At 28.2% G+C, this 16466-nt stretch carries 18 protein-coding genes and 1 pseudogene; 15 read left to right on the top strand and 4 right to left on the bottom strand.

Annotated features, from left to right (window positions below; translation table 11 throughout):
- Positions 1–266: 266 nt before the first annotated feature.
- The 8 genes from CDLVIII_RS20905 to CDLVIII_RS20880 all read left to right on the top strand — a co-directional run bounded on the left by CDLVIII_RS20905 (position 267) and on the right by CDLVIII_RS20880 (position 7107).
- The gene (locus tag CDLVIII_RS20905) at positions 267–3212 is read left to right on the top strand and encodes an ATP-binding protein (RefSeq protein WP_242835782.1); all 2946 of its coding nucleotides are present in this window, start codon (positions 267–269) and stop codon (positions 3210–3212) included.
- A gap of 4 nt (positions 3213–3216) precedes the next feature.
- Entirely contained in the window at positions 3217–4158 is a 942-nt protein-coding gene (locus CDLVIII_RS20900; RefSeq protein WP_242835781.1) for a diguanylate cyclase, read from the top strand.
- Positions 4155–4649 carry an HD-GYP domain-containing protein gene (locus tag CDLVIII_RS32265; protein ID WP_347462529.1) on the top strand — a complete coding sequence of 165 codons (495 nt, stop codon included), beginning with the start codon at positions 4155–4157 and terminating at the stop codon, positions 4647–4649. Before CDLVIII_RS20900 ends, CDLVIII_RS32265 begins: the two co-directional genes overlap by 4 nt.
- A gap of 246 nt (positions 4650–4895) precedes the next feature.
- The gene (locus tag CDLVIII_RS20895; protein WP_009171463.1) at positions 4896–5210 is read left to right on the top strand and encodes a hypothetical protein; all 315 of its coding nucleotides are present in this window, start codon (positions 4896–4898) and stop codon (positions 5208–5210) included.
- A gap of 205 nt (positions 5211–5415) precedes the next feature.
- Positions 5416–5841: a GNAT family N-acetyltransferase gene (locus CDLVIII_RS20890; RefSeq protein WP_009171462.1), complete on the top strand. Its 426-nt coding sequence runs from the start codon at positions 5416–5418 to the stop codon at positions 5839–5841.
- Positions 5842–5859: 18 nt separating this feature from the next.
- Positions 5860–6291, top strand: a complete 432-nt coding sequence (locus CDLVIII_RS20885; RefSeq protein WP_009171461.1) for a GNAT family N-acetyltransferase — start codon at positions 5860–5862, stop codon at positions 6289–6291.
- A gap of 88 nt (positions 6292–6379) precedes the next feature.
- Positions 6380–6553, top strand: coding sequence for a hypothetical protein (locus CDLVIII_RS32260; RefSeq protein ID WP_242835780.1), 174 nt, complete (start codon positions 6380–6382; stop codon positions 6551–6553).
- A gap of 263 nt (positions 6554–6816) precedes the next feature.
- Positions 6817–7107, top strand: coding sequence for a putative quinol monooxygenase (locus CDLVIII_RS20880; protein WP_009171459.1), 291 nt, complete (start codon positions 6817–6819; stop codon positions 7105–7107).
- A gap of 47 nt (positions 7108–7154) precedes the next feature.
- On the opposite strand, the gene CDLVIII_RS20875 is transcribed toward CDLVIII_RS20880, so the two are convergent.
- On the bottom strand, positions 7155–7511 hold the full coding sequence (locus CDLVIII_RS20875; protein ID WP_009171458.1) for a helix-turn-helix domain-containing protein: 357 nt from the start codon (positions 7509–7511) through the stop codon (positions 7155–7157).
- Between the two features lie 132 nt (positions 7512–7643).
- On the opposite strand from CDLVIII_RS20875, the gene CDLVIII_RS20870 reads away from it, so the two are divergent.
- Positions 7644–8210: a flavin reductase family protein gene (locus tag CDLVIII_RS20870; RefSeq protein ID WP_009171457.1), complete on the top strand. Its 567-nt coding sequence runs from the start codon at positions 7644–7646 to the stop codon at positions 8208–8210.
- Positions 8211–8382: 172 nt separating this feature from the next.
- Here the strand turns inward: CDLVIII_RS20870 and CDLVIII_RS20865 are convergent, their stop codons facing one another.
- From CDLVIII_RS20865 to CDLVIII_RS20855, 3 genes and pseudogenes are all read right to left on the bottom strand, one after another.
- A complete protein-coding gene (locus tag CDLVIII_RS20865; RefSeq protein WP_009171456.1) occupies positions 8383–9249 on the bottom strand; it encodes a MurR/RpiR family transcriptional regulator in 867 nt (288 codons plus the stop codon).
- A gap of 31 nt (positions 9250–9280) precedes the next feature.
- On the bottom strand, positions 9281–9670 hold the full coding sequence (locus tag CDLVIII_RS20860; protein ID WP_009171455.1) for a VOC family protein: 390 nt from the start codon (positions 9668–9670) through the stop codon (positions 9281–9283).
- Between the two features lie 18 nt (positions 9671–9688).
- A pseudogene (locus CDLVIII_RS20855) lies at positions 9689–10257 on the bottom strand (HAD-IIB family hydrolase).
- A gap of 360 nt (positions 10258–10617) precedes the next feature.
- Between CDLVIII_RS20855 and CDLVIII_RS20850 the strand changes: the two are divergent.
- The 6 genes from CDLVIII_RS20850 to CDLVIII_RS20835 all read left to right on the top strand — a co-directional run bounded on the left by CDLVIII_RS20850 (position 10618) and on the right by CDLVIII_RS20835 (position 16466).
- Positions 10618–11523, top strand: coding sequence for a right-handed parallel beta-helix repeat-containing protein (locus CDLVIII_RS20850; protein ID WP_009171454.1), 906 nt, complete (start codon positions 10618–10620; stop codon positions 11521–11523).
- An 86-nt stretch (positions 11524–11609) separates the two neighbouring features.
- Complete coding sequence (locus CDLVIII_RS20845) at positions 11610–12107, top strand: hypothetical protein (RefSeq protein ID WP_009171453.1); 498 nt, start codon at positions 11610–11612, stop codon at positions 12105–12107.
- 768 nt (positions 12108–12875) lie between these two features.
- Entirely contained in the window at positions 12876–13043 is a 168-nt protein-coding gene (locus CDLVIII_RS31550) for a hypothetical protein (RefSeq protein ID WP_009171452.1), read from the top strand.
- A gap of 328 nt (positions 13044–13371) precedes the next feature.
- Entirely contained in the window at positions 13372–13494 is a 123-nt protein-coding gene (locus tag CDLVIII_RS32645; RefSeq protein ID WP_009171451.1) for a protein of unknown function DUF975, read from the top strand.
- A gap of 245 nt (positions 13495–13739) precedes the next feature.
- Positions 13740–14753, top strand: coding sequence for a right-handed parallel beta-helix repeat-containing protein (locus CDLVIII_RS20840; RefSeq protein ID WP_009171450.1), 1014 nt, complete (start codon positions 13740–13742; stop codon positions 14751–14753).
- Positions 14754–14924: 171 nt separating this feature from the next.
- Complete coding sequence (locus CDLVIII_RS20835; RefSeq protein WP_050816282.1) at positions 14925–16466, top strand: right-handed parallel beta-helix repeat-containing protein; 1542 nt, start codon at positions 14925–14927, stop codon at positions 16464–16466.

Below are 16466 nucleotides of genomic sequence, written 5' to 3'. Positions count from 1 at the left end.
AAATGGAATGTCTTAATGTTATAAATAGGTTTATATTAAAAATTTTAGTATTAAAACAGTAGAAATAATGAATAGAATCTTACATTACATCATATTGAGCTTATAATAAAATTATGGTAAAATTACATATAAATTAATAAAACGACAAAAAATATAATAAATTCCTATAGAAAATAAATTCAAAATACAAAAAATATTACATAATTTAAAATGCGCAATAAATACAAAACACAATATGGTTTACTGATATTCTGAAAATAGTGAAGGTGGTGAAAAGGATATTTAATAAGATAAGTATTAAAAATATTATATCATCAGGAAGGAAGAGTTCTCTAAGATTATTAATCAGTACATTATTTATTGCTCTTATGACTATGACTTTAGGAATTATCACTTATATTGTTTTTAATAATTGGATAATTTCCGCAAATAATGCAATTGTAAAAATAGAAAATAACGCCAATAAGGAGATATTTAGTGAAATACAAGCGCTATTTGCTGTGCCGTTATATAATAATGAAATTAATCATAGTTTAATTGAAAATGGAATTATAGACATACATGATAAGGATAAAAGAGATATATTTTTTTCAAGTATAATTAAATCAAGCAATGATGAAATTTATAGTTTTAGTTATGGAACAGAAAATGGGGAATATTATGGAGCGCGGAAAAATGAAAAAAATGAAATAGAAATATATAGGAGCAATGGTGAGACGGGTGGCCATTCCATGTATTATAGTGTAAACGAAAATTTGACTGAAGGAAGTTTTGTTAAGGATTATGGCAAATTTGATCCTAGAACAAGGGATTGGTATAAAAGAGCTAAGGAAAAAGGATCACCAGCATTTTCAGATGTTTATAAGCATTTTGTAAAAGATGACTTGGCTCTCTCAGCAGCATATCCAATTTATAATAAAGAAGGCATACTTCAAGGCGTAATGGGAACTCATATAGTTTTTTCAAAGCTTAATCAATCCTTAAAGAAAATTGGAGAGGAGAATTATGCTACAGCTTATATAGTTGAAAAAAATTCAGGATATTTAGTAGCTAATTCTATTGATAAACCTAACTTTGAGGCACTAGCAGATGGTAATATAAGAAGAATATCAGTCGGAGAAATTAGCAATAAGTCAATCAGTGAGGCGTACGAAAATTATAAAAATACTAATAATACTGATTTTATTTCAAAAATAGGAAATCAAAAATATCATGCCAGAATTTTTGAATATAAAGAAGAGGGGCTAGACTGGCTTGTAATAACATCAATTCCTGATAGCATGTTTACAAAAGAAATAGATAAAAATATTAACACTACAATAGTGTTGGCCATAATAGCACTTTTATTAGCAATCATAATACATATAAGAGGTACTAAATTCATATTAAAACCAATTAACAATTTAATATTAACTGCAGATAATTTCTCGAAAGGTGATTTATCCTCTAGAGCTAAGATTTTTAGAAATGATGAAATTGGAAATTTATCTAAAGCATTTAATAAAATGGCTGATGAAATTTATTTTTTTATAGGTAATCTTGAGGAAAAGGTTAAAGAAAGAACAGAGGAATTAATTGAAGCCAAAGAAGCTGCTGAAGAGGCTAATAAGGCAAAGAGTTTATTTTTAGCGAATATGAGCCATGAAATAAGAACTCCTATGAATGGAATTATTGGATTTTTAAGTCTTTTAGAGAAAAGTGAATTAGATATTTATCAAAAAGATTATATTCAAACAATTAAGGGTTCTTCTTATACATTAATATCAATTATTAATGATATTCTTGATATTTCTAAGATTGAAGCGGGAAAAATAGAAATGGAGGTCATTTCGTTTGACCTTATTTCTACCATTGAAAGTGCAATAGGCCTTTATAAGGCAAAAGCAATGGAAAAAGGACTAAAGCTCAACAGCTATATAAGTTCAGATATTCCGAGAGTGGTAATGGGAGATCCGATAAAATTAAGACAAATTATAAACAATCTTATTAGTAATGCAGTTAAATTTACTGATAATGGAGAAGTAGCTGTAGAGGTTGCATTAACGCATGAATCCCATAAAGATATTGAGCTTTTTATGGAAATCAGAGATAGTGGAATAGGCATGAATGAGAAGGAAATAAATGAAGTTTTTAAGCCATTTGTTCAGGCCGATTCAAATTTTACTAGACAATATGGAGGGACTGGTTTAGGACTTGCAATATGTAGGAGTTTAGTTGAAATGATGGGAGGTTCAATAGAGCTTAAAAGTGAAGAAGGAAAGGGTTCAACTTTTAGAATTAATTTAAGATTAACTAAAGCAGAAAAAATGGAGGTTTATAAATATAGTAATTCGACAATTTATGAAAAAAGTAATTTGTTTTCTTCTAATGTTATGCTAGCGCAAGATGATAAATTAGAAGAAGATGATGTCATTGTTATTAGAGAGATAGGACCTAACAATAATATAAAAATATTATTAGTTGAGGATAATGAGATAAATATAAGATTATTTATAAATATTTTAAAAGTCAGAGGGTTAAAGTGTGATATAGCACTTAATGGAGTTGAGGCGGTGGCCGCATATGAAAATAATAAATACGACATAATTTTTATGGATTGCCAAATGCCGATGATGGATGGATATGAAGCAACAAAAAAGATAAGAAATACAGAAAGCAAGCATATACCTATCATAGCCATGACTGCTCATGCTATGCAGGGAGATAGAGAGAAGTGCCTTGAAGCGGGGATGGATGATTACTTAACTAAACCTTTTGGCTTTAATCAAGTCATAGAGATGCTGCAAAAATATGTTAAACCAATTTATGATGATGTCTTACATAATAAGATTAATGACTCTAGTAATTTAAATGACCGTGAAGTGTATATAAAGGAAGATTCTTATTATGATGAGATATTAAGGCTTGCTATGAAAGAATTAGGCTTTAATGAAGAGTTTTGCAGAGAGTTAATAAGGGATTTTTTAAAGCAGATGAGAGAATACTTAGAAATTATAAAATTAAATATAGATCAAAACAATTCTGGAGAGATTTCTATAATCCTGCATAAGTTAAAAAGTTCAGCAGGAGCTGTAAGAGCTAATGAAATAGCAGCAAATCTAATTGAAGCAGAAACAGCAACAAAAAATAAAGATATGTCCGTACTGATTGAGAAATTAGAGAGAATAAAAGTACTATTAGAAAAGTTAAAAGAAGAAGGAAAGGTGAGATGAATTTATGAGCGGAAATATACTAATAGTTGATGATTCTGATATTGAAAGAAAAATTATTGCGCAGGCAATTAAAAACAGATTAGATGGTGTAAATATTTATGAAGCTCGGGACGGTTTTGATATCTCTAATAAACTTTTAAAAAATAATATACATGTATGTATAATGGATATAATGATGCCAGTAAAAGATGGATTTGAAGTACTACAGGAAATGAAGGATAACTTTAAATTAATGGATATACCTGTAATTGTATGTACTGGTATTTCTGATAAAGAAGGAATAGAGAGAGCACTGAATCTTGGTGCATATGATTATTTTTCAAAACCTCTAAGTGAAGAAGTGATTAAGATAGCTCTACCGCTTAAAATCAAGAATGCAATTGATTTTATGAAAAGAAAACAAGAAATAATTCATTTAAGCTATCACGATCAATTAACTGGATTATATAATCGCAGATTTTTTGAAGATGAGTTAAATCAACTTGACATAAAAGAAAATCTTCCATTAACGGTTGTCATGGGAGATTTAAATGGATTAAAACTCATTAATGATTCTTTTGGACATATAATGGGAGATGAGCTTATTAAAAGAGTAGGAAAGGTTATGGAAGCAGTGTGTAGAACGGAAGGTATTACTGCAAGAATATCAGGAGATGAGTTTGTTATATTACTACCAAAGACCAATGAGCTTGAAGCTGAAGAAATCATTATAAGAATTAACGGTATGCTGGCAGAAGAAAAAGTTGGATCTTCTGATGTCTCAATTTCTCTTGGTTATGGATGTAAAAATAATGAAGATGAGAGAATAGATGAAATAATTAAAATCGCAGAAAATAAAATGTATGAAAAAAAATTATATGAAGGCCAAGATATGAGAGGCAAGACAATTAAAAATATAATGAATACATTTTATAAAAAAATAAAGTTGAAAAAGATCATTCACTGAGAGTTTCAGAATTATGTAGAAGGATAGGGGAAGCACTGAAGTTTCCTCAAAATAAGATTGATGATCTTGTATCGCTTGGAAGGTTTCATGATATAGGCAAAATTGCATTAGATGAAAATATAATAAATAAAGCAGGGAAACTTACTGAGGATGAATGGAAAGAAATTAGGCGTCATTCAGAAATAGGATATAGAATGATTAATACAGTAGATCGAATGTCGTCTATAGCTAACTACATATTATATCACCATGAAAGATGGGATGGGACAGGGTATCCTAAAGGTTTAAAAGAAGAGGAAATACCATTAGAATCAAGAATTATTGCTATAGCTGATGCTTATGATGCAATGGTAAGTGAAAGATGCTATAAGAACGAATTAACAGAAAAAGCTGCTATAGAAGAATTAAGAAATAATTCAGGGAGCCAATTTGATCCGGATTTAGTTAAAATATTTATAAATGAAGTATTAAAGAATGATTTTGATAACTAAAATAAAAAGATGGCTTAAGGAGTAAAGTATAATGGATATACATCCAGATCATAATTCAAAATACAGAAGTTTTAAACTTCAAGTTGTTATGGATATTAAACGAGAAGAAGAGTTTGTATTTAATATTATATTTTATTAATTAAATCAAAATATATCAGTATGAATCTAGAAAATTATGCTATAATTAATTTACAAAAGTAAATTGATACTATATGTAGATTATTTATAGTTATGGAGAGGTACAACTTGGATACAATATTTAATGATTTTAGAATATGGACAAAAAGCAAAGAGAATAAATGGCAGGAGAAAGATGTAATTATAGATGAAATTTCTGAAGTACATGCTCATCAAATTCATGTGAATTTACATTCACAAGTTGGATATGGATATATCGGACTTTTTGAAAATAACAATTCTTATTGGATAGAGTTTGAAGGAGTAGCAAGAAATTTTGAAAACTTTTATAAATGCATTGAATTTGAAAATAAACTTCCAAATTTTGATGATATAGAAATAAAATATATAGAGTTTTTAATAAAAAAGAATGTATCTAACTAGTAATTTTAGCGTAGTATACAAAAGTAAAAATAAATAACATATTTAAATATCGCTTATTCAGAAATGAATTTGTGATATTTTTTTAATTGTGCCCTATATAAACCACAGAATTTGTATATTTTAAACGTGGTGGTTCTACTTTGAATATTAAGGAAAAAGTATAATATAAGATATCATAGGCGCAAAGAAGGAGGGTAATGTAACTATGAAGGATTATATTATTAAGGAAAGTAGTGACGATGAAGCAGAGTTAATTATAGATAATTTAGTAAGCTATAATTTATCTATAATTCCAAAGATTCAAGAAGAATCATTTATATTTATAAACAGAGTTATTAAAAATAGTGAAAATAAAATTATTGCAGGAATAAATAGCAAAATGTATTGTTGGAATTGTCTATATATAGATTCTTTATGGGTTGATGCAGGTTATAGAAAATTTGGTTTTGGAACTAAACTTTTAAATGAAGTTGAAATGATAGCAAGAAAAAGAGGCTGTAGATTAATTCATTTAGATACATTTGATTTTCAAGCAATGGATTTTTATATAAAACAAGGCTATGAAATTTTTGGAGTGTTAGAAAATTGCCCAAAAAATCATAGACGATATTACATGAAAAAAGATATATAATTTAAGGAGAAAGTAATTATGATTATTGAAAAATTAAAATTAAAAGATATTCCAGAATTATTGGAACTATATAAAGAACTTACTCCATATAATAATTCAATAAACAAATCTTTTGAAATATACACAGAGATATTAAAAGACGAAAAGTATCTGCTTCTAGTAGCAAAGGAAGATGGAAAAATAGTCGGATCAGTATTGGCGGTGTGTTGCTTACTGCTGGCTTTAGATGGAGGCCGTTTTCTAGTAGTTGAAGATGTAATTGTTAAAAGTGAGGTAAGAAGAAGCGGAATTGGTAAAAAATTAATGAAAGTAATAGATAAATTTGCCATAACAAATAATTGTATCTACTCTATATTAGTATCATCAGAATATAGAAAATCCGCACATAAATTTTATGAAAATTTAGGCTTTACAGAGGAAGTAAGAGGATTTAGAAAAGGATACGTATAAAATATATAATTTAGTAAGAAAGTTTTTGGGAAATTGAATAATTTTAAAGTATTTGCTACAATATGATTATCAGATAATATGGTAACATGTGTATAATATAGAGAGAAGTGATGATATGAACTTTCTTCCTTCAAAAGAGATCATTGTTAAGAATGCTACTGGTAAGGACTTAAAAGATATATATTTAACTTATGAGGGTTTAGAAAAGCATCCGTTAAAAATTCCTTATATTGCTAAAGAAGGATTTCAAAAAAAGCTTTAATAGTAAATCATTTAACAACACCATCAGAACTTAAATTGTTCTATTATAAAAATAATTATAGAGAAGAAATGCTAGTATATGATAATTTAAATAATCATGATTTAAAAACGCTAGTTCTTATTATAAGTAGAGAAGATGATAAACTTGTTACCCGTATATCTTCCAACGCATAAAATTACTAATATTTAAGGATGTATAGTTTATAAAATGTGTTAAAATTAGTTTGTAAAAGTATTATGTAACATACAGAGGAGAATTTGTTTATGATAGTAAAAAATGTAACATTCTATATAAAATCAGAGCATATAAAAGAGTTTATTGAAGCAACCGTGGAAAATCAGCAAAATTCTATAAAGGAAGAAGGCATTGTATCTTTTGATTTCTTACAATGCAAAGATGATCAAACGAAATTTTTGCTATATGAAAGCTATAAATCTGAAGAGGATATAAATAAGCATTTAGAGACAGAACATTTTAAAAAATGGATAAAGGTAGTTGAACAGTGGTTTTCAAGTCCAAGAGATAGAGTTACGTACATTCCTGTTTCAAAATAGAAAAATAAATTTTTATAAATAATACGCATGAGAAATCGCATTCATTTTCAATATGAATACGATTTTTTTTCGGGAAAATTTTGAATATATAAATGTTCATTTCCCCATTGCTGTATTGATAACATTATTGGTTTTAGACTTTTGCCGTGCTCAGTTAGTGAATATTCTACTTTAGGAGGAACCTCCATGTATACTTTTCTGCTAACAATGTTGTAGCTTTCAAATTTTTTTAACTGCTGAATTAGCATTTTTTCTGTGATTCCAGGTATTTTGTCTCTAATTTCTCCAAAACGTAGAGTTGCATCTTGTAAGGTCCATAAAACCCACATACTCCATTTTCCACTTATTAATTCAATTGTAAAATCTATAGGACAATTATATAATTTTTGATTCGTTTCCGACATAAATACACCTTCTATTCAAATTTTATACACTTACCTTTTGCATAGTATTATACCAAAAAGTAGGTACTTGTACACTGTATATCATTAATATAGAATAATTATATAAATTTGTAAATGCTAGGGGGATGTATAATGGAAAAAATCAGAATGGGAAGTAAAGGATATCTTTATCCAAATCCTATAGTGCTTGTTGGCACAAAGGTTAATGGAAAAGCAAATTATTTAAATGTTTCATATTGCGGTATAGTCAATAGAATTCCGGCTATGATATCAATATCTCTTAATAGGTCTCATTATAGTTGTGATGGAATTAAGCAGAATAAAACTTTCAGCATTAATATCCCATCTTTAAAAATGCTTAGAATTACAGATTATTGTGGTATTGTATCAGGAAAAGATGTTGATAAATCAAAATTTTTTAGTACTTTTTATGGAGAGCTTAAAGATGCTCCAATGATACAAGAATGCCCTATTAATATTGAATGTAAAGTTGTTCAGGAATTAGATTTGGGTGGTACTAACATAATTATAATAGGAGAAGTAATTGAGACGTATTCGGAGGGAAAATATCTTATAAACAATATTCCAAATTTAAAAAAGATTAATCCGATTTTACTTTCTATAGATGAATTTAACTATTATAGTGTTGGAGAAAAGGTAGGCAAAGCCTGGGAGGCTGGCAAAAATATTAATAATTAACTTAAAGTTCAACGTGATGTTAAATTTGTAAATGAAGGTTCCATTATTACATCAGGTGATATATCGGCTGGAATTAATATGTAATTTTATATAATACAAAGACTTTTGGGAGTAGAAGTAGATAAGGCTACTTCTAGAAGAATGGAGTATGATATTGAATTATAAGATCGTTTTATATGCAATCAGGATTTTTATTATTAGATAATTTTTTATATGTATCAAGTTTATACTTTACATTTTGGTCATAATCAAATTTAAAATAACATGTATATATACAATCCAAAACATATAATAAAGATAACCTTGTTGAAAAAGATGAAATTTTATTAAAATGGTTTTCATTTGAACTTAAGTACAAATGATAATTAGCATACTTAGTAAGAGGATTTTCATTGGTAGATGAAATTAAAATAATTGGAGTTTTATTCTTTTTTAATATATCTGCTATTTCTTTTATTATTACTCCTCTTGCTTCAAAGGATACTATTATAGCAATATGCTCTTTATCGCTTGTTGATGCTGTTAATCGTTGATGATACTCTTCTAGAGGGACATTAATAAAAGTTCCTATTTCCTGCATTTGGAATTTAAAGTTCTCTGCAAAATAAAGATTTCCAGCAGATGTATAAAAGTCAATGTGCTGTGCTTTTTTTAAAACGTTAGATATCAATCTTAACTGCTCTAAATCTATTAAATTTAAAGAAGATACTAGAGTTTGCTCATATAATTCTTTTAATTTTAGTACAATTTGATATTGTGTTTCATTTTGCTTAAAAGGATAATTATAATCTATTGGATTATTTTCTTTTAAATATTCATTAATAGACATAGATATTTGTACTTTTAATTCTGATAGTCCTGATAAATCTAATTTTTGACAAAGTCTATAAATAGTTGAAGTTGAGATAAAGCAAGCGTCACTAATTTCAAGAGCACTCATTTTTACAAAAATTTCAGGATTATCCATCATATAGTTAACTAATGTTTTCTCATTTTCAGTTAAGTTGGTTAGTTTATTCAATTTACTAAAAATGTTCATGAAGATCACCTCATGAACATTATACAATAGTTTACTCTGTTATTTCTATTCGATTTCCATCAGGATCTAAAATACAGCTCTCGTAATAGCCATCTCCAGTGTGACGAGGTTCACTTACTACTTTATAACCAGCATTTCTTAACGTATCAGTAAGTTTATTAACTATTTCAATACTACCTACTGAAATAGCAAGATGAATTAAACCTATATATTGATCAATAGTATTATTTAGGCATGAAGGAATAGATGGCATCTGCATAAGCTCAAGTCTGGCACCTGATTCAAAGCTAAGAAAATATGATTCGAAGTTTTTCTTCGGGTTTATATACTTTTCCTCAGCAATACCATCAAAATAATCCATATAAAATTTTTTTGATTTCTCTATATCTGTAGTCCATATAGCTACGTGCTCGATTTTCATATTAACACATCCTTAATTTTAAAATATAGTACTTATGTACTTACTTAATGTATAAGAAATACCATCCTCTTCATTAGATAGAGTTATTTCATTAGCTACAGCTTTTAACTCATCTACGGCATTTTCCATTGCTACACCAATGCCAGCATATTTAACCATTGAGGCATCATTCTGTCCATCTCCGAAAGCAATCATTTCTTCTTTTTTATACCCCATAGGAATTAGTACTGTATCGAGTGCTTTAGCTTTATCAATACCTTTAGCTGTAAATTCGAAATAAAAAGGAGCTGTAAACATGCAGCTTAAGTTGTCTTTAAATGGTTCCATCATTTCCTTATAATGAGCTTGTAAATATTCAGGATCTCCTGCAGTTAAAATTTTATTTAATCGATAGTCAGCAAAGGCTGTTAAATCATCCTTTTCACATAATTTAAATTTGCCTCCACGAGATTCATAGATGCCAAAATTAATATAACACCATTTTCTTGAGCTTCAATCAAAACATCTTTAGTCTTTTTAGTAATTACTTTTTTATTATTAGTTAATGTACCATCCACATCCATAATAATTACTTTTATATTACGCATATATATCCCACCTTTATTTAATTATACGGACATTACTTTTATGAATAAAGAAGGTAAGGAAAAGATGAAGAATATTTATCAAAAATAATAAAATTTAATGAATAATAGATGAAACATTTCTATCATTTATTATTCATTAAATTCTTTATTATGTAACAAAAAGTATGTAATAAAAGTGATATTTCTATGCTAAATAATACAAAATTTGATAGATGTGATATAATTGGAATATAATTCAAAACAATATTGAGGTTATATAAAAAATGTAAAATATTATTAGGAAAATACTTCAAAGTAATAGGAATTAATATTAAAAAAATTAATATTATATTTAATTATAAAATTTTAGGGAGAATTATTATGAGGAATGCTAAAAAAATATATTTAGGCGCAGTTTTAGGAATAATTGTTATAGGAGCAAGCTTATTTTGGAATTTGCCAGCTTATGCAAGTAATATAATAAATGTTAGTGATTCTGGAACTTCTTTATCAAATGCATTAGCTTCAGCAAAGCCTGGAGATATTATTAATATTATTGGAACTATAAAATCAGAAGCTGTGGAGGTACCTGCAGGAGTGACAATAACAGGAAAATCAGGTAATGGGAAAATAGACTTCTCTTCAACAGCTAGCTATTATTCTGGAAGAGGAATTTCGATTAAGACTGATGGCTCTACAATTACGGACTTGGATATTTATGGAGCTGCAGATAATGGGATTTACATTGAAGGTTCAAATAACAAACTTACAAATTTAAGGGTACATGATAATAAAGATTCAGGAGTACAGTTATCAAGAGGGGCAACTAATAATACGTTAACCAATGTCTATTCATATAACAATGTTGATGTAGGAAGAAATAGTGCTGATGGATTTGCAATTATATATTTTTCGGGTCCATTAAATAAGCTGATAGATTGTACAGCAGAAGGAAATGCAGATGATGGCTATGATTTAACAGATGCAGATGGAGGAGTATTATTAACGAGATGTAAAGCTATAAGTAATGGAATGGCCCGAGGGATAAAAGGTGATGGGGATGGCTTTAAGCTTGGAGGTATAGGCAAAAAGGATATAACTGATGAAGGGGAACTACGTTTGGTTTTAGCAAGACATGTGCTTATTAATTGTACAGCAGAAGGAAATACTGAAGTTGGATTTGATGGAAGAAATCAGGCAGGAGTGATTACAATGACTGGATGTATAAGTAAAAAAAATGATAAAGGGAACTATAGATTTTCTGATGATAATGTTGTGATAAATTAATTAGCTATAGTACAATCGGTGCTATAATTCACTTTGAATTGCTATAAATATATGAACTTTTGTATTGAAATGGAGAGGAAATAGTTATGAATAGAAAGCTTAAACGTATAATGTTTTTTACACTTGCACTTGGAATGATTTTCACAATGCAATTGTCAGTAGTAGTGAATACTAGATTGTTTATTACAGAAGTACATGCTTTATCAGATGATGCTGATAAATTAAGCAGTTTAGAATTAGAAACTTCAGATGGAAATAATGTGGATATTTATGAAGATTGCGATTATGAAGATAAATTGTCAAATGATTTATATGTTGGAGATATATATTTTGCAAAGACTGTAGCAGATGATATTGAATTAAAAAGTATAGGAGGTGCAAGTAAAAATAATGTGAGAATTTTCATAGGAGATTCTGATAAGGCTTATAAAGTGGGGGATGAGATTAGACTTTCAAAAGGAGGAGCAACTATATTAAAGGTCAGAGTATATGAAGAAGAATATAATGAAGATAAGTGTTATTCAAGCTCCACCTATAACCCATATATGGTTATTGTAAAAAATACTGCTGAAGTGGGAGAATAAGATAGTTAATTTATGCTAATAAAATTTATTGATAAAATGTAGGAATAGTCTTAGCCATGGAATTATGATTTTAAGGTATATTAATAATACCATCTATTACTAGGTGGTATTTCCATTTACTAATATTAACTCACTTATATATAACGGTAATATTGAATAATTTTAAGTTCCTATTTTCTTTATTCTAATATAATTACTTAGAATGTTTTTGCTTGTTAGTATCTTTATTTTTATAATTATTAATTTTTTTTCTTAAGATTTAATGGATAAAACATTATTACTTTTTTTGGTAAAAAAATTATTAGCTGATATTCTAAGGATTTGGGACATATGATGTAATTCATTCAAGTGTAAGTAAAGTAGTATTTAAGTCTTAAAGATGAGTTTTATAATATAGAAGTAGATTATATTGAGGAAAATAGCCTGCAGCTTTAACTTGTGGCATTATCTGGAATATAATATACTTCTTTTTTATATGTATTTGAATTAAAAATTGCTTTTGATGTTTAAGTAAAAAAACATTATAGACATTAAAATAATTTAATTTTCATTATTATTAAAAACATTTACAATTGACAAATAACTGACAAAATCTAATGATAATATTTGTATTAGAAGGAATAATTCTTGTCAATAATATTACCAAGAATACATTCTTTTAACAATCTAATGATAACGTTTAAAAAATAATAAAAACTTAATTATTTTAGTATAAAAATCACAAGAAATTAATAATATCATATTATATGTAAAAGAGGTGAGAAGGAAATGGGAAATATAATGAAAATTAACATGTATGTAGAATTAAAAGGAAAAAAAGATAGCAGATTGGACTTAAAAACAATAGAGGAATTTATTCAAGAATATAATAATTGGATAAAGAAAAACAATAGAGAGGATAAAATAGAGAATTATGAAAGGTTTTTACGTGCATAATTATTTTTAAAGGTGAGTTAAGTAGAGATATTTAATTCACCTTTAATTTTTTGATTAAAAATAATTGATTATAAAAACATATATATATTGCAATTGATTTTCTACATTTAACATTTAGATATTTACTTAGCAGATAGACATCCTAAATGTAATTTTATTATTGCAACATATATATTTAATAATAATTTTTATTGGTTGTTATATAACTTTTGAGGATTAATTTAGAAAATATTATTTTATGTTACATAAATTGAAATAATATCATAAATATGATATCATAGGAATGCTATTGCTTAAATGGAAATTTATAAAATTAAGGGGAGATTTTATGATTAACAGGGGAGAATTAAAAAGACATGCTAAAGAGATGCTAAGAGGAAAATGGGGATTAGCTGTTGGCAGTATTATAGTTATCTTTTTAATACAAATTCTAAGAGGTCTTTTTAGTTGAATGTTAATTATACGAGAAGTTTTTGCTAGATAATATCATGGTAAATTTGATTCGCTCTTATTTTTTATTAAAAATATATATTGCATGAAAGTGCCATTTTAGAGCTTGAAACAACATAATTTTCAAAAGGTAACATGATATAATAATCATGATAATATGATTTCTGATAAATGATAAATAAAGGCGCCGATTACCGTATTAAAAATTATATTATTAAAAATATTGTTAAATAAGGAGAGATAAAAATGAAAGTAAAGAAAATTTTAGCTACTTTAATGTTAACGATAACAATAATTGGAGGTGGTGCATTTGGAAGCATAACACCAGCATTTGCAGCAACAAATTATTATGTATCTACAAGTGGAAGTGATTCTAATTCGGGTACATCCTCCTCCTCTCCATTTAAAACACTAGCAAAAGCAGTATCAAGTGCATCATCAGGTTCAACAATTTATGTGGCTAGTGGTACCTATAATGTCACATCTACTATTAAGCTATCAAAATCTAATTCTTCTGGTTCACCTATTAAGATTGTAGCACAAAGTGGAGAACCAGTAATAGATTTTAGTGGACAAAGCTACTCAGATTCAAATAGGGGATTTCAGGTTTCAGGAAGTTATTACACAATACAAGATCTTAAGATTGTAGGTGCAGGAGATAATGGTATATATATTACTGGAGACCATAATACCGTAAAGTCGTGTGATATCACAAAATGTAGGGATACCGGACTTCAAATTAGTAATGGAGGATCAAACACTTATGTTTATGATGTAAATTCAACCTATAATTATGATCCTAAAACAAGTGGTGAAAATGCAGATGGATTTGCAGCTAAATTAAGTATCGGTACAGGAAATGTTTTTGAAAAATGTAATGCAGATTATAATTCAGATGATGGATTTGATCTCTACGATGCAGGTAATATAGTAAAATTTTATAACTGTGAAGCATCTCATAATGGTGTAGATGAAGGAAATGGTAATGGATTTAAAGTTGGTGGAAATTACTCGGCAGATAATCATTACCTTGAAAATTGTACGTCTACAGCTAATAAGCTTCGTGGATTTGATCAAAATAATAATACTGGTGCACTTACATTAATAAACTGCACAGGAGATGGAAATTATTCAAATTTCTATTTTAAAACAGCGCCAAAATCAGGAAAACACGTATTCACAGGCTGTATTTCGAAAAACGGAAAAGATAAAGATTATATTACAGGTGCAACTGTAACTAATTGTTCATTTAATCAATAATTGTTAACGTGTGTTAAGAAATTTAAAAGATAAACTTATTCTTATCTTATGTATTAAAAAAATATAATTAAGAATATTCTTAAGATATTCAAAAGAAGGTAATAGTTGAGCATATTTTTAAGTTATATATTAAAGGTTTACAATAAGATTGTTATAAAAGGAGAGATTATTATGAGTAAAAAAATTAAAATGATGGCATTTGCAGTAGGTGCATTATTATCAATTTCCAGCTTATCTTTAACAGGTGTACAAGCTAGCGCAACTTCAATAAGTGATATTTCAAGTATTACAACTTCAACAACTAGTGCACAAGTTCAATTGTCAGATGATAAGGGTAACATTAATGCAGCAAGTTTAAGCTCAACAGGAATGTATACTAACTTAGCTAGTGTAGAAGATAGTTCTTTCACAAATGCAGTTTATGTAGCTTCAAACGGTTCTTCTAGCAATAGTGGTACTTCCAGCAGTCCTTTAGATTTGGCAACAGCCTTACAAAAAATAGCCAATGGACAAGCGAAGGCGATTTTACTACAATCAGGAACCTATAAGTTTAATAGTCAATTTACTATTTCAGCTAGTGGAACTGCAGGTGATTACAATATATTAAAGGCTTGCAAAGGTGCAAGTGTAATATTAGATTTTTCAGGAGAAGCATATAATTCTAGTGACACTTCTAAAAATGATAGAGGTATACAACTTAATGGAAATTGCTGGTATATTGAAGGCATAACAATAAAGGGTGCGGCAGATAATGGAATGATGTTATCAGGTAAGCATAATGTTTTAGAGAGATGTATATTCGATAGCAATAAGGATTCAGGGTTACAAATCAGCAGAAGCAGTTCGTCTATAACTAATTTTAACGATTTTCCAAGTGATAACTATATAATAAATTGTACTTCAAAAGATAACTGCGATCCAGCAACATATGAAAATGCAGATGGTTTTGCAGCTAAATTAACTTGCGGAAATGGAAACGTGTTCGATGGATGCATTTCTTATAATAATAGTGATGATGGCTGGGATTTATATGCAAAAACAGATACAGGTTCTATAGGTGTGGTTACAATCAGAAATTGTATTTCTATGAGAAATGGTAAAACAGAAGATGGAACTACTAAGTCAAGCTGCGACGGTAACGGATTTAAATTAGGAGGTTCTGGAGTTCCAACAGCTCATATAGCTACAAATTGTTTAGCAATACAGAACTTACACCATGGGTTTACAGATAATGATAATCCTGCTGCACTTCAATTAACTAATTGTACTGCTTTTGATAATAACCAAGGCGGCAGTAAGAATAATTTTAGCTTATATCGCTGTGATGGTGCTAATTTATCTAATTCTATTTCGTATACAACAAACAAGACTTCTGATAAGCTTCAAAATTTAACTGCTGATCATATTGTATATACAAATAGCAGTAAATGGTATAAAGTAACTAATAATCAAGCTATAGATACAAGTGATTCTTCTAAAAGAGGAGAAGTTATCTCAACAGGAACATCAGCTTCTGATTTTACAAATGCAACTATACCATCTGTAGGAACAAACTTTGACCAGTTATGGAGAAATAGTGATGGAACTTTAAACACAAAGGGTGTGGCTATAATATCTCCATCAAGCCAGTTTGGGACTTTTTCAGCAGATGGAGGAATAATAGGAGCAAGATTTTCTGATAATAATAAAGCAGCAGAGCTTGAAATAGAGTAA

It is taken from the genome of Clostridium sp. DL-VIII (assembly GCF_000230835.1).
Classification (GTDB): Bacteria; Bacillota; Clostridia; order Clostridiales; family Clostridiaceae; genus Clostridium.
The sequence above is the reverse complement of the archived record's forward strand: the minus strand, read 5'-3'. Positions and strand labels throughout refer to the sequence as shown.

Bases quoted from the DNA above. Each gene is read 5' to 3' on its own strand.
- CDLVIII_RS20900 (WP_242835781.1), top strand. From the start codon at position 3,217: ATGAGCGGAAATATACTAATAGTTGATGATTCTGATATTGAAAGAAAA.
- CDLVIII_RS20860 (WP_009171455.1), bottom strand. From the start codon at position 9,670: ATGAAAATCGAGCACGTAGCTATATGGACTACAGATATAGAGAAATCA.
- CDLVIII_RS32645 (WP_009171451.1), top strand. From the start codon at position 13,372: ATGATTAACAGGGGAGAATTAAAAAGACATGCTAAAGAGATGCTAAGA.
- CDLVIII_RS31550 (WP_009171452.1), top strand. From the start codon at position 12,876: ATGGGAAATATAATGAAAATTAACATGTATGTAGAATTAAAAGGAAAA.
- CDLVIII_RS20880 (WP_009171459.1), top strand. From the start codon at position 6,817: ATGATAGTAAAAAATGTAACATTCTATATAAAATCAGAGCATATAAAA.
- CDLVIII_RS20870 (WP_009171457.1), top strand. From the start codon at position 7,644: ATGGAAAAAATCAGAATGGGAAGTAAAGGATATCTTTATCCAAATCCT.
- CDLVIII_RS20840 (WP_009171450.1), top strand. From the start codon at position 13,740: ATGAAAGTAAAGAAAATTTTAGCTACTTTAATGTTAACGATAACAATA.
- CDLVIII_RS20835 (WP_050816282.1), top strand. From the start codon at position 14,925: ATGAGTAAAAAAATTAAAATGATGGCATTTGCAGTAGGTGCATTATTA.
- CDLVIII_RS20885 (WP_009171461.1), top strand. From the start codon at position 5,860: ATGATTATTGAAAAATTAAAATTAAAAGATATTCCAGAATTATTGGAA.
- CDLVIII_RS20890 (WP_009171462.1), top strand. From the start codon at position 5,416: ATGAAGGATTATATTATTAAGGAAAGTAGTGACGATGAAGCAGAGTTA.
- CDLVIII_RS20845 (WP_009171453.1), top strand. From the start codon at position 11,610: ATGAATAGAAAGCTTAAACGTATAATGTTTTTTACACTTGCACTTGGA.
- CDLVIII_RS20850 (WP_009171454.1), top strand. From the start codon at position 10,618: ATGAGGAATGCTAAAAAAATATATTTAGGCGCAGTTTTAGGAATAATT.
- CDLVIII_RS20865 (WP_009171456.1), bottom strand. From the start codon at position 9,249: ATGAACATTTTTAGTAAATTGAATAAACTAACCAACTTAACTGAAAAT.
- CDLVIII_RS20875 (WP_009171458.1), bottom strand. From the start codon at position 7,511: ATGTCGGAAACGAATCAAAAATTATATAATTGTCCTATAGATTTTACA.